General features: G+C 74.3%; 10 protein-coding genes. 3 read left to right on the top strand and 7 right to left on the bottom strand.

Annotated features, from left to right (window positions below; all coding sequences use genetic code 11):
* The first annotated feature begins 11 nt into the window (after positions 1 to 11).
* Positions 12 to 500, top strand: coding sequence for a GNAT family N-acetyltransferase (locus PS467_RS03385; RefSeq protein WP_311033905.1), 489 nt, complete (start codon positions 12 to 14; stop codon positions 498 to 500).
* On the opposite strand, the gene PS467_RS03380 is transcribed toward PS467_RS03385, so the two are convergent.
* Together PS467_RS03380 and xylB are read right to left on the bottom strand one after the other, a co-directional pair.
* Complete coding sequence (locus PS467_RS03380) at positions 481 to 1,773, bottom strand: ROK family protein (protein WP_311033904.1); 1,293 nt, start codon at positions 1,771 to 1,773, stop codon at positions 481 to 483. The genes PS467_RS03385 and PS467_RS03380 overlap by 20 nt on opposite strands.
* 50 nt (positions 1,774 to 1,823) lie before the next feature.
* Complete coding sequence (gene xylB / locus PS467_RS03375) at positions 1,824 to 3,278, bottom strand: xylulokinase (RefSeq protein WP_432280531.1); 1,455 nt, start codon at positions 3,276 to 3,278, stop codon at positions 1,824 to 1,826.
* A 118-nt stretch (positions 3,279 to 3,396) separates the two neighbouring features.
* Here xylB and xylA point away from each other — a divergent pair, with 118 nt between their 5' ends.
* Entirely contained in the window at positions 3,397 to 4,569 is a 1,173-nt protein-coding gene (gene xylA / locus PS467_RS03370; RefSeq protein ID WP_311033903.1) for a xylose isomerase, read from the top strand.
* A 57-nt stretch (positions 4,570 to 4,626) separates the two neighbouring features.
* On the opposite strand, the gene PS467_RS03365 is transcribed toward xylA, so the two are convergent.
* The 3 genes from PS467_RS03365 to PS467_RS03355 form a co-directional block, all read right to left on the bottom strand.
* Positions 4,627 to 5,727: a pectinesterase family protein gene (locus PS467_RS03365; RefSeq protein ID WP_311033902.1), complete on the bottom strand. Its 1,101-nt coding sequence runs from the start codon at positions 5,725 to 5,727 to the stop codon at positions 4,627 to 4,629.
* Positions 5,728 to 6,219: 492 nt separating this feature from the next.
* The gene (locus PS467_RS03360) at positions 6,220 to 7,590 is read right to left on the bottom strand and encodes an SWIM zinc finger family protein (RefSeq protein WP_311033901.1); all 1,371 of its coding nucleotides are present in this window, start codon (positions 7,588 to 7,590) and stop codon (positions 6,220 to 6,222) included.
* Positions 7,587 to 10,514 (bottom strand): SCO1167/SCO6262 family helicase, encoded by a 2,928-nt coding sequence (locus tag PS467_RS03355; RefSeq protein ID WP_311033900.1) that lies wholly within the window; start codon positions 10,512 to 10,514, stop codon positions 7,587 to 7,589. The genes PS467_RS03360 and PS467_RS03355 overlap by 4 nt, the downstream gene beginning before the upstream one ends.
* A 130-nt stretch (positions 10,515 to 10,644) precedes the next feature.
* Here PS467_RS03355 and PS467_RS03350 point away from each other — a divergent pair, with 130 nt between their 5' ends.
* The gene (locus PS467_RS03350) at positions 10,645 to 10,827 is read left to right on the top strand and encodes a tail-anchor membrane protein (RefSeq protein ID WP_030833957.1); all 183 of its coding nucleotides are present in this window, start codon (positions 10,645 to 10,647) and stop codon (positions 10,825 to 10,827) included.
* 364 nt (positions 10,828 to 11,191) lie between these two features.
* Here the strand turns inward: PS467_RS03350 and PS467_RS03345 are convergent, their stop codons facing one another.
* A complete protein-coding gene (locus tag PS467_RS03345; protein ID WP_311033899.1) occupies positions 11,192 to 11,986 on the bottom strand; it encodes a hypothetical protein in 795 nt (264 codons plus the stop codon).
* Between the two features lie 104 nt (positions 11,987 to 12,090).
* Positions 12,091 to 12,627 carry a PadR family transcriptional regulator gene (locus tag PS467_RS03340; protein WP_311039752.1) on the bottom strand — a complete coding sequence of 179 codons (537 nt, stop codon included), beginning with the start codon at positions 12,625 to 12,627 and terminating at the stop codon, positions 12,091 to 12,093.
* Positions 12,628 to 12,712: the final 85 nt, after the last annotated feature.

Genomic DNA, 12,712 nt, shown 5'->3' with positions numbered 1-12,712 from the left:
TCCTGGGCCGCATGTTGATCAGGACCGCCACCGCCGAGGACTGGCCCGCCATATGGGCCTTCCTGCACCGCATCGTCGCCGCGGGCGAGACCTACACCTACCCCCGCGACATGGCCGAGGACCGGGCCCGCGACATCTGGATGCTGAAGCCCCCGAGCCGTACCGTCGTCGCCACCGATTCCGACGGCGTGGTCCTCGGCTCGGCCAAGATGAACCCGAACCAGATGGGGCCCGGCGCGCATGTCGCGGGGGCCAGTTTCATGGTGGCCCCCGAGCACGGCGGGCGCGGTGTGGGTCGGGCGCTGGGCGAGCACGTCCTGGAGTGGGCGCGCGCCGAGGGCTACCGGGCGATGCAGTTCAACGCCGTGGTGGAGAGCAACACCCGGGCGGTGGCGCTGTGGCGCTCACTCGGCTTCGAGGTGATCGGCACCGTTCCCCAGGCGTTCGACCACCCCACCAAGGGCTATGTGGGGCTGCACATCATGCATCGCTTCCTCTGAGCCCGGCCCCGGCCCCGGCGAGGTCCCTGAACCCCGCCGGATCGTCGAGGACCGCCTGCACCACCGAACTGGCCGCGCCCAGCAGCGGACCGTCCGGGCCGAGCCGGGAGACCGTCACCGCCCCGCCGCCCGGACGGGCCGGGTCGGCGAGCCGCCGGCCCAGCTCCCGCTCCAGGGCGGGCAGCAGCCAGGGCGCCAGCGGCGTCAGCGCGCCGCCGAGCACCACCCTCTCAGGGTCCAGGAGGTTCACCGCGCCCGCGAGGGCGATGCCGAGCGCCGAGCCCGCCCCGCGCAGCGCGCGCCGCACCTGCCGGTCGCCGCCAGCCGCCCGCACGGCCAGCAGGGCGATACGACCGCCGGGGCCCGGGTGTTCGGCCGCGGCCTGCTCGGGGGACAGGCCGCTCGCCCGCAGTACCGCCTCCTCGCCCGCGTACTGCTCCAGACAGCCGCGTCCGCCGCAGGCGCACGCGGGCCCCTCGGGACGTACCGGCACATGGCCCAGCTCACCCGCGAAACCGTGGGTGCCGCGCAGCAGCCGTCCGTCGAGCACGACCGCGGCGCCGATGCCGATCTCGGCCGAGACGTGGACGAAGTCCCGGGGAGCCGGGTCGTGGCCGCCCCGCCACAGCTCGGCGAGCGCGCCCAGATTCGCCTCGTTGTCGACGACCACCGGCAGACCGGGCAGCGCCGCGCGCAGCCCGGGGCCGATGTCCACCCCTTCCCAGCCGAGATTGGGGGCGCGCACGACCAGGGACGCGTCCCGCGCCACCAGGCCGGGCACCGCGACCGCGAGCCCCACCGGTCGCAGCCCGTCCCGTCCGGCCTCCGCCGCGACCTCACCGACCAGGGCGGAGAGCTGGGCGAGCACCGGGGCCGGTGAACGGTCACGGTTGGCCGACGCGACCTCGGTGCGGGCCCGCACCCGTCCGGCCAGGTCCACCGCGCACACCGCGAGGTGGTCCACCCCGATCTCCGCGCCGAGCCCGGCCGGACCGCGCTCATTGAGTTGCAGGGCGCTGCCGGGACGGCCGACCGTGCCGGGCCGGGAGGGGCCCAGCTCGACCAGCAGGCCGTCCCGGATCAGCTCGTCGACGAGCGTGGAGACGGCGGCCCGGGTCAGCCCCACCCGGGCCGCCACCGACGCACGGGACAGCGGGCCGTGGGCGGCCACGGCGTGCAGCACGAGGGAGAGATTGCGCCGGCGCATCGCCTGCTGGGTGTTGGGCAGTGGCGCTGCCACCTGAATCCGTCTCCTCTCGCCCGATCCGCTCATTGTGCCGGGCCGGTACGACAGCGGGGCCGCCCGGCCGCCACGTGCGGTGCTCAGCCGCGGCGCAGCAGGCCGTCCGCGTCGGACAGCACCCGGGAGAGCCGCTCCAGCGCCGCCTCGTCGCGGGGTACCGGATCGAAGGACGGCCCCTCGGCGGTCTCCCAGCGTCGCGCCACCGCCGCCGGGTCCTCGCCCAGCACCAGCCCCGCGGCCTGCGCGGCGGCCCCGAGGGCGACCAGTTCCTCGGCCCGGGGCACCCGTACCGGGCGTCCGCTCAGCCGCAGGACCGTCTCCCGCCACGCCGTGCCCTTGGCGCCGCCGCCGATGAGCAGCAGCGGGGCGTCGGGCGCCGCGTCCTCGTCCAGCACCTGGTCCAGCGCGGTGAGCAGGGCGAAGACGGCGCCGTCGTAGGCGGCCTGGAGCACCTGGCCCGGTGTGGTGTCGTGGCGCAGACCGTGCAGCAGCCCGGAGGCGTGCGGCAGGTTGGGGGTGCGCTCACCGTCGAGGAACGGCAGCAGCACGGTCGAGCCGCCCGGCTCCACCGCCTCCCGGTCGCGGCCCAGCAGTGCCGCGATCCGGTCGACCGCGAGCGTGCAGTTGAGCGTGCAGGCCAGCGGCAGCCATGCGTCACGCGTGTCGGCGAAGCCGGCGACCACCCCGGTGGGGTCGGCGGGCCGGTGTACCGAGACCGCGTAGACGGTGCCGGAGGTGCCCAGGCTCAGCACCGGCTGTCCCGGGCGCAGGCCGAGTCCCAGGGCGGCCGCCATGTTGTCGCCCGTGCCGGTGGCCACCAGGGCGCCGGTGGGCAGCGGCAGATCGGGCAGCTCCCGCACGGTCCCGGCGGCCTCGCCGTGGCGCAGCACGCGCGGCAGCAGCTCGGGGGAGAGCCCGATGTGGTCCAGGATCTCCTCGTCGTAGGACTCGGTGCCCGAGGCCCACCAGCCGCTGCCCGAGGCTTCGCCGCGGTCGGTGGTGCCGTAGCCGGTGAGTCGCTCGGTGAGATAGTCGTGAGGGAGCCGGACGGCCGCGGTGGCGCGCGCCGCCTCCGGCTCGTTCTCCATCAGCCAGGCCCACTTGGTGACGGTGAACGACGTCGGGGGCACGCTGCCGATCCGCTCCGCCCAGGTCTTCGGGCCGCCCAGCTCCTCGATGAGCCGGTCGCGCTGCGGCGCGGAGCGCACATCGTTCCACAGCAGGGCGGGCCGCACCGAGCGGCCCGAGGCGTCCAGCGTGACCAGCCCGTGCTGCTGGCCGCCCACGGAGACCGCGGCCGCCTCCCGGGCCGGGGTCCCGCACTGGCGCAGCGCCTCGGTCAGCGCCTCCCACCACTGCTCGGGGACGGACTCCTTACCGGTGCCGTCACCGTCGCCGACGGTGTGCGGGGCCTGTCCCCGGGCGACGACCGCGCCGGTCGCGGAGTCGACGACGAGCGCCTTGGTCGACTGCGTGGAGCTGTCCACGCCGACGACGAGCGGTCCTTGCGGCACGGGCACGGCTGCTGCTGCCATCTCGCGCTCTCCCTTGTGTCCTTGGGTCGTGCGGTGTGCGGGTGGTACGGGGCTTCCCCGGAATGCTCGCGCATACTAATTTGTAAAGCGCCATGACGAAATAGGCGAGGGAGCCGTGATGAGCTACAACCCCACCCCCGAGGACAGGTTCACCTTCGGACTGTGGACGGTCGGCTGGCAGGGCCGGGACCCATTCGGGGATGCCACCCGCCCGGCGCTCGACCCCGTGGAGTCCGTGACCCGGCTCGCCGAACTCGGCGCGTACGGCGTGACCTTCCACGACGACGACCTCATCCCCTTCGGCGCCTCGGAGACCGAGCGCGAATCGCACATCAAGCGCTTCCGGCAGGCCCTGGACGCGACCGGGATGACCGTGCCCATGGCCACCACCAACCTCTTCACCCACCCGGTCTTCAAGGACGGCGCGTTCACCGCCAACGACCGCGACGTACGCCGCTACGCGCTGCGCAAGACCATGCGCAACATCGACCTCGCCGTCGAACTGGGCGCCGAGACCTATGTGGCCTGGGGCGGCCGCGAGGGCGCGGAGTCCGGCGGCGCCAAGGACGTGCGCGCCGCGCTGGACCGGATGAAGGAGGCGTTCGACCTGCTCGGCGCCTATGTCACCGAGCAGGGCTACGATCTGCGCTTCGCCATCGAGCCCAAGCCCAACGAGCCGCGCGGCGACATCCTGCTGCCGACCGTCGGCCACGCCCTGGCCTTCATCGAGCGGCTGGAGCGGCCCGAGCTGTACGGCGTCAACCCTGAGGTCGGCCACGAGCAGATGGCCGGGCTGAACTTCCCGCACGGCATCGCCCAGGCACTGTGGGCCGGCAAGCTCTTCCACATCGACCTCAACGGCCAGAACGGCATCAAGTACGACCAGGACCTGCGGTTCGGCGCGGGCGATCTGCGGGCCGCCTTCTGGCTGGTCGACCTGCTGGAGACGGGCGGCTACGAGGGCCCGCGCCACTTCGACTTCAAGCCCCCGCGCACCGAGGACATCGCGGGCGTCTGGGACTCGGCGGCGGGCTGCATGCGCAACTACCTCATCCTCAAGGAGCGGGCGGCCGCCTTCCGCGCCGACCCCGAGGTCCAGGAGGCGCTGCGCGCCTCGCGCCTGGACCAGCTGGGCGAGCCGACCCTGAACGAGGGCGAGACCCCGGCGGCGCTGCTGGCGGACCGCACCGCCTTCGAGGACTTCGACGTCGAGGCGGCCGCCGGGCGCGCCATGGCCTTCGAGCGCCTCGACCAGCTCGCCATGGACCATCTGCTCGCCGCACGCGGCTGACCGCGTCCGGGCGCCGGTCCCGCCCCCCGACGGGACCGGCGCCCGGGGCTCATCGGCTCAGGAGGGCTGCCAGCCGCCGAGCCAGACGGCGATCTCGTAGTCCGCGGCCTGGGCATCGGTCAGCTGCGGCCGGTCGGTGCTCGCCGCACCGGACCCGGCGCCGGTGTTCTTGTACTCCGCGAAGCGGTCGTCCTTCCAGGAGAAGCCGCTCATGTCCGTCCACGGTGTGGTCTTGATCGCGGCTGACAGATCCGTATTGCGGACGATCGCCTGCGGATCGAGGCCGGCATCGCCGCCCGCGTGCCAGGGACGGCCGAGGTAGAACGAGCGGCTGCTGACATCCCCGGTGATGTTGCTGTTGATGAACAGGAAGCCCTTCTTGCCGGCCGCTGTCGAGGGCGCCGCGACATAGCCGCCGGAGCTGCCGTCGTAGCGCTTGACGAGCCGGATCGCCGACTTGTTGATGACGGCGGAGGCCCGGCCGAAGATGAAGTCGACATTCCCCTGGATCCAGGCGTTGTTGATGTACACCCGGCCGGTCTTGTCCTTGCTCGCGGAGTCGAGCAGCAGGGTGTCCTGGTCGCCGACCGCGCCGATGTTGTCCAGCACGATCTGATCGCCCGCGGTGCGCAGCGCGACCGCCTGCTTGTCGGTGATGCTGCTGGTGGACTCGTTGAAGTCGTTCACGAACTGCAAATTGCGGGCCTGGAAGTCGTCGGCCTCGACGGCGACGGTCGCGCTGCCGCTGGTGCCGTAGGTCCCTCCGCCGGGCTTGGCGGTGCCGGAGGCGTTGTTGTAGACGATCGTCACGTCGTTCTTGCTGCTCGTGGTGCCGACCAGCCGGATGTGCGGCTTGTTGGCGGGGATCTTCACCGTCTCGCGGTACGTGCCGGGCTTGACGGAGATGGTGACGGCGGATGGGTTGTTCGCCGGCACCGCGTCGACGGCCGCCTGCACGGTGGTGTAGTTGCCGCTGCCGTCCTTGGCCACCACGATGGTGGCCGCCGCGGCCGTGGGCGTGGCGGCATGGGCCCGGACGCCGTCGCCGAGCCAGCCGGCGGCCGGGGCGGCGGCGAGCCCGACGCCGGTGGCCAGGGCCAGGGAGCCGATGAGCGGAGCGGGGCGGCGCCGCCGGGGGCGCCGTGGGGTGAGGGGCATGGTCGCTGACTCCATCCCGTGGGGGCGTGCCGAGGAGGTTGACGCCTTACGGTCTCCACGGCACGCCCGAAGGTTGCCGCCCCGCCGCCGTCCGCCGGGCGGCTTCTTCCGGGCCGTCCCGTCTGCCGTGACCGATCTGCTGGTTCTTCCGCCGGTCGGGCCCGCAGGCACCGGCCCGGCTGGATCTCCCGCCCGTCCCGTCTGCCGTGGCCGGCCGCGTGGGACGGACCGGGAGGGCCCGTCGCCGAGCCGTGTTCCGGCAGCACCCCGGGCCGTGGCGACGGCCCGGGACCCGCTCCTTCCGCACGGGCGGCGATCCTTACGGCCGGACTGCTCCTTCTTACGGCTCGCTTCTTCTCATGGCCCGTTTCTTCTTACGGCTGCTGCTTCTCATGGGCCGCTTCTTCCCGTGGGCAGCGCCGTCGGCACCAGGGCCCTCTCCCCGCCCGTGGCCGGCGGCGGAAGGCATGCCGCCACCGGCCACGCGCCGCGTCAGCCGTCGGAGCCGGGCGCCGCCAGCGCGGCGGCCGGGTCGGGCGCGGCCGGACCGGCCGGCCACCAGCGGCCGCGCTCCTTGCGGTACGGCCACCAGCGGCCGTCGCGCCCGTAGCGCACCTGGAGATCGGCGCCCGCCACTGTCCAGCGGTTCCCCGTGGCGCGCAGCCGGGGCGCCCGCTCGCCCTCCTCCCAGGCGGCCGCGAGCTGGACGCGGGCACGGGCGAGCGTCTCCGCGTCCGGTGTCCACTCCTCCTCCAGGACGGCGAGCGCGGCGGCCCCGCCGTGCTCCCAGGCGCGCACGGCGCGCGCCAGATCCGTACGGTCGCGCCCGCAGCCCGCCGCGAGCCGGGCGGCGATCGGGGCCGGGGGAGCGGCGGCGGTCAGCCGCACCGTGTCCTCCCACACCGTCAGCGCGGCCGGGACCGGAGAGGTGGCGTGGCCGGGCGCGAGTGCCTCGGCCAGCAGCCGCCGGGCGCGTACGGCGGCGTCCGCCGCGAGGAACTCCAGTGCGGCGACGTCCAGTGCCCCAGCCGGGTCCGTGCCGCCCGCCAGTGCCGGAGGCCGGCCGGGCGTGGCGACAGCGGGCGGCGGCGCGGGCAGCGGCGGCGGACCGGGCGCGGCGAACGCCTCCCGGGCCGGTACGCCCTCCGGGGCCGGGGGAGAGGCGTCCCGCACCGCCCGCGGGACGTGCCCGGCGGCCCGTGCCACGCTGCGCGCCTGGAGCTCGTCCAACAGCTCCCGCTCCGCACGTCCGCGCATCAGCAGGAGCAGAAACGGATCCTCGTCCAGCAGCCGGCCGAGCTGGTAGCACAGCGCGGCGGTGTGCGGGCAGTGGTCCCACGCCTCACAGCCGCACTCCGGTTCCAGATCGCCTATCCCCGGCAGCAGTTCGACGCCCACGGCCGCCGCGTCCTCGGCCAGCTGTGGGGGCATGTCGCGGTCCAGCAGGGCGGCGATATGGCCGGAGCGGTCCGCGATCACCTCCAGCAGTCGGTCCCATTCCGCCTCGCCGAACTCCCGCAGCAGGACGTCGGACCGGTGGGGCGTACGGTCGCGGTCCTGCACCACGGCGGTGATCCGGCCCGGACGCACGCACACCGCGCCCACCGCCCCCTCGCGCGCGTGCTTGCGGCCGCGCCTCAGCTGCTCGCCGTCCAGCGCCGTGTCCTCCAGGGCCTTCAGCCACGCCCGGCCCCACCAGGTGCGGGCGAAGCCGCGGCCGCGCGCGGGCGGCAGCGCGGCCAGGGTGCGCTCGGGGCGCGCACCGTCGCTGTCGGCGCCGTGGGAGCCGGAGCCCCCGGCGCGATCCGCTGCCCGCGCGCCGTCCCCGTCCGGTCCGTCGTGGATGTACTCGGCACGGCTCATCGCTCGGTCCCCCTCAGCTCCACGAGCTCCGCCAGCTCGGCGTCGGTCAGTTCGGTCAGCGCGGCCTCGCCGGAGCCGAGCACGGCATCCGCCAGCTCCCGCTTGCGCGTCAGCATCGCGGCGATGCGGTCCTCCACGGTCCCCTCCGCGACGATGCGGTGGACCTGCACCGGCTGGGTCTGGCCGATGCGGTACGCGCGGTCGGTGGCCTGCGCCTCGACGGCCGGGTTCCACCAGCGGTCGTAGTGCACGACATGCCCGGCCCGGGTGAGGTTGAGCCCCGTTCCCGCCGCCTTCAGCGACAGCAGGAACACCGGGACCTCGCCGTCCTGGAAGCGCCGCACCATCTCCTCGCGCCGCGCCACCGGCGTACCGCCGTGCAGCAGCTGGGCCGGCACCCCGCGGGCGGCCAGATGGGTCTCGAGGATCCGTGCCATCCGGACGTACTGGGTGAAGACCAGGACGCTCGCGCCCTCGGCCAGGATGGTGTCCAGCAACTCGTCGAGCAGCTCCAGCTTGCCGGAGCGCCCGGGGATCACGGGGCGGTCCTCCCGCAGATACTGCGCCGGGTGATTGCAGATCTGCTTCAGACCGGTGAGGAGCTTGACGATGAGCCCGCGCCGGGCGAGACCGCCGGTGCCGGAGATCTCGGCGAGGATCTCGCGCACCACCGCCTCGTAGAGCCCCGCCTGCTCCGTGGTGAGCGCGACGGCCCGGTCCGTTTCGGTCTTCGGCGGCAGCTCGGGGGCGATGCCGGGGTCGGACTTGCGGCGCCGGAGCAGAAAGGGACGGACCAGTTTCGCCAGCCGCGCGGCGGCCTCGGGGTCGCTTCCGCTCTCCACGGCCTGGGCGTAGCGGCTGCGGAACGCGCCATGGGTGCCCAGCACTCCCGGCGTGGTCCAGTCGAGGATCGCCCACAGCTCGGAGAGGTTGTTCTCGATCGGGGTTCCGGAGAGCGCCACACGGGCCTTCGCGCCGATGGTGCGCAGCTGTCTCGCCGTGGCCGAGAACGGGTTCTTCACATGCTGCGCCTCGTCCGCGACCACCATGCCCCACGGCCCGGCGTCGGCCAGCCGTCGCGCGTCGAGCCGCATCGTGCCGTAGGTGGTGAGGACGAACTCGCCGTCCGCGAGACCGTCCAGGCTGCGCGCGGGCCCGTGGTAGCGGCGCACGGCGGTGCCCGGCGCGAACCTCTCGATCTCGCGCCGCCAGTTGCCCATCAGGGAGGTGGGGCAGACCACCAAGGTGGGTCCGGACGCTTCGGGGACGTCTCGGCGGTGCAGATGGAGCGCGATCAGGGTGATGGTCTTGCCGAGCCCCATGTCGTCGGCGAGACAGCCGCCGAGGCCGATCGAGGTCATACGGACCAGCCAGTCCAGGCCGCGTAGCTGGTAGTCGCGCAGCGTGGCGGCCAGGGCGGCGGGCTGCGGCACGGGCGGCCGCTGGGCACCGCCGGTCCCCTCGGGGTCGGCGAGGCGGTCCCGCAGGGCCGCCAGCCAGCCGGTGGGCCGCACCTCCACATCGGTGCCGTCGGCCTCCGTGCGACCGGTAAGGACGGCGCCGAGGGCGTCGGCGGGGGTGAGTTTGCGGTCCTGCCGGTCCCGGACCCGGCGCACCGCCTCGGGGTCGAGGAGGACCCATTGGTCGCGCAGCCGCACCACCGGCCGGCTGGCCTCGGCGAGCCGGTCGAGCTTGGCGCGGGTGAGCTCCTGGTCGCCCACGGCGAACCGCCAGCTGAACCGGAGCAGCGCGTCGGCGGAGAGGAAGGCGGGGAACCGGGGCTCGGCACCGTCCTGGGCGTCGTCGTCCGGGCCGATGACGGCGCGGGCGGTGAGCCCGCGGGCCAGCTCCCTGGGCCAGTGCACCTGGACCCCGGCGGCGTCCAGCGCGCCGGCCACCTCGCCGAGCAGCTCGGTGACCTCCTCGTCGGCGAGGTCGATGGCGTCGGGTACGGCGGCCGACAGCAGCGGGGCGAGCGGCGCCCAGGCGCGGGCCGCGCGCCGCAGGGTCAGCAGCGCGTCCATACGGGCGCGCGGACCGAGGGCCGGGGCGATGGGCGAGGTGCCCGCCCAGACCTCGGCGGCGTCCGCGACCAGCGCCGGGTCGGTGAGGCTGTGCAGCTGGAGGACGGCACGGAAGCGCGGCCCGTCCGCCTTACCGTCCCCGCCGCCGGTGTGCAGCAGCTCGATACGGAGCGACAGCCGCACCCCCGTGTCGTGCCCGGCGGCCACATCGGCGGCCCAGGCACGCTGTTCGGGCAGCCGCCGGGGCGGGGTGGCGGCGAAGGCGGGGCCGCCCGCGGCCAGCGACGCGGCGGGCGAGCGCGGCAGCCCGTCCGCCACCGCGTCGAGGAACGCGCGCACGAGCCGCTCGGGCTCGGGCAGCAGCACCGGATCGGAGGCGGGCAGCGGTGTCGCGTGCGCGGTGGGCGGCATGGCGGCGGCCAGCTCACGCACCCGCGTCAGATCGTCGGGGGTGAGCGGGCCGACGCGCCAGGCGTCGTGGTCGGTGGTGGTCAGCCCCGGCAGCAGCCTGCCACGGGCCGCGAGTTGGAGGGCGAGCACGGCGGCGGCGCCCCAGAAGGCCGTGGCGGGGTCGCACTCTCCGGGACCGGCCTGGGCGGCCCGCGCCCGTGCCCGGGTGAGCACCGGCAGTGCCTCGCCCAGGGGCAGCACGAGCGCCCGTACGGTGCGGGTTCGGACGGCGGGGCCGGTGGGGCTGGTGTCGGGGCCGTCCGGGACGACGACCGTCAGCTCCTCGGCGGAGCCGGTGGCGGGGCCGGAAGGGGGCGCCCCGTCCGGCCGCCAGAAGGCGACCCGGCCGGTGCGTGCCGGGTCGCCGGGAAGGAAGACCGCGGTGCAGCGGCAGAGTTCGGCGACGTCGGAAGGTGTTGCCGCGGAGGGTGGAGTCACAGCGCTGAGCATTCCTCAAATTTGACTAGTGGAGCCCGAGTCGCCCGAGGGTACAGGACGACGGCGCGAGGAGGAACCGGGCGCCGTCGGTGTCCGTTGTGTGGAGTGAGTACGGCTATGGGCCGTGAAGGAGGCGGGTGAGATGTCCACGCGCGCGAAGGTTGCCGCCGGTGGTGTGGTGGTGGGTGTGGCCCTGCTGTGGGTGTTGCCCTTCTGGGCGGCGGTGCTGGTGATCGTGGGAGTGCCGGCGGTGGCCTATCTGCTGCTGGACCCCTCCCAGCGCCGCAGGCTGCGCAGGGTCTCCCGTAAGCAGCTGGGCCGTTGAAACAGCCAGGTCGTTGAAGCGGCCGGCTCGTGAAACAGCCCGCTCATTGGAACAGCCGGGTGGTTGAGGCAACCAGGTCGTTGAGGCAGCGGGTCGCCGAGCGCGGCCGCGGAAGGCTGCCGGCCGGACTCGTGATCACGGGCGGTGCGCACCCGGGAGTGACCGCGCAGCACCGATCGCGGACCGCCCGCGATCCATTGAGGGTCCGGCCGGCTGGGGAGCGGGGGCCATGACCGCTGAGGCCCGGGACGGCCCCCCGGGCCCAGGGCGGCACCTCGGGCCCAGAGCGGAGAGGACAGCGGCGACCGCGCGGGCGGCGGGTCTCGCAGGCGGCGCCGCGACCGGCCCGGGTGGGGGCCGGCTCTCAGAGGGGGCGTACGGCCAGTTCGTCCAGTGCCGTCAGCAGCCCCGGCAGTTCGGGGCCGCGGCCCACCGGCAGCACCTCGCCTGGCGCGTCGTCCAGCAGCACGAACGCGATGTCATCGGTCCGCGCCACCATGCTCCAGCCCGGCCCGTCGGCCCGGAGCGTCCGTGCGTCACCGGAGGCGAACGCCGAGCGGATCCGGCCCGGCGGCGGGGGCGACTCCAGATAGCCGCGCGCTTCTTCGAGCACCCGCCGCACGCCGGTGTGCGGCTTCTCGCCGGGGGACACGAACGTCACGTCGCTGTCGACCTGCTCGCGCCAGATCGCCCACTGGAGCGCGATCTCATCGGCGCCGAGCCTTCGCTGAGCCGGGCCCCACCGCTCGGCGTCCGGCGGCGCCAGCGGAGCCCTGGCGGCGTCCCCCAGCTCGGGACCGGGAGCGGGGTCATGGGGGGCCGGTATGCCCGGGGCGGCCACGGCCACCGCGAGCGGCCAGCCGGGGAGCGAGGCGACCACCGTCCGGTCGTCGATGGCCAGGGCGTACTCCATCCCGCAGTCCCAGGTGGCGATGGCGCAGGCCACGAGCGAAACATCGTCGGTGACCACCGTCCAGCGGGCACCGCCGCCGTCCTGACCCAGCACCAGTCCGTAGCCCGTCTCGTACGGCTCCAGCCCGAGCACGGCACACGCCTCGGGATAGTCGTCGCCGAGCACGCTCGGAAATTGAGCGGGTGTCAGCAACACCGCGGTCAGCACATACAGCGCCTCGTCGCCTGACTCCTCCGTGGCGGGCACGGCAGCCTCCTCCTGGGCTCGCGGATCCGAAGGGACGATCCGTCGTCGGCGCACCTTAACCACCCAGTAGCCATGGAGTCGAGAGATCGGGCCGCGGTCGGTCCTCAGTCGTCGGCGGCCGCCCGGAGCGTGTCCAGCGTGCGCCGCAGCCAGGACAGTTCGGCCTGGCTGGTGGCCCGCGCGATGGTGAGGATGCCACGCCGGAAGGGGTCCTCCACCTCCTCGGCCCGCAGTGGCCGGTCGCCCTCGTAGAAAAAGCTCGACGGCTGCCGCAGAAAGGCCATCCGGCGCTCCAGCAGCTCCGCCTGTGCCGCCGGGTCGTCCAGGTGCCGCAGGAACGCCAGCACGGTGAACCAGCGGTTCTCGTCGGTGATGGCGTTGTCGGGCGGATGCGCGAGTCGGCGGCGCAGCTCCGTGCGGCCCTCGGCGGTCAGGGTGAGGACGTGCCGGGGCGCTGCCCCCGCGCCCGGCTGGGGCCGGCGGGCCAGCAGACCGGCCTTCTCCAGCCGTTTGATCGCCGGGTAGAGGGTGCTCTCGGCCACGGGTTTCACATGTCCGGTGAGCGCGGCGATCCGCTTGCGCAGCTCATAACCGTGCAGCGGTGCGTCGTGGAGGAAGCCCAGGATGGCGAGTTCCAGCATGGCCGCATTGTGCCGCATGACCGTGGTACCTCGCAGGCGCAATACATCGCAACCGAGGTATTCTCCGGTCCGACGCGAACCGTAA

The organism is Streptomyces luomodiensis (assembly GCF_031679605.1).
Lineage (GTDB): Bacteria > Actinomycetota > Actinomycetes > Streptomycetales > Streptomycetaceae > Streptomyces > Streptomyces luomodiensis.
The sequence above is the reverse complement of the archived record's forward strand: the minus strand, read 5'-3'. Positions and strand labels throughout refer to the sequence as shown.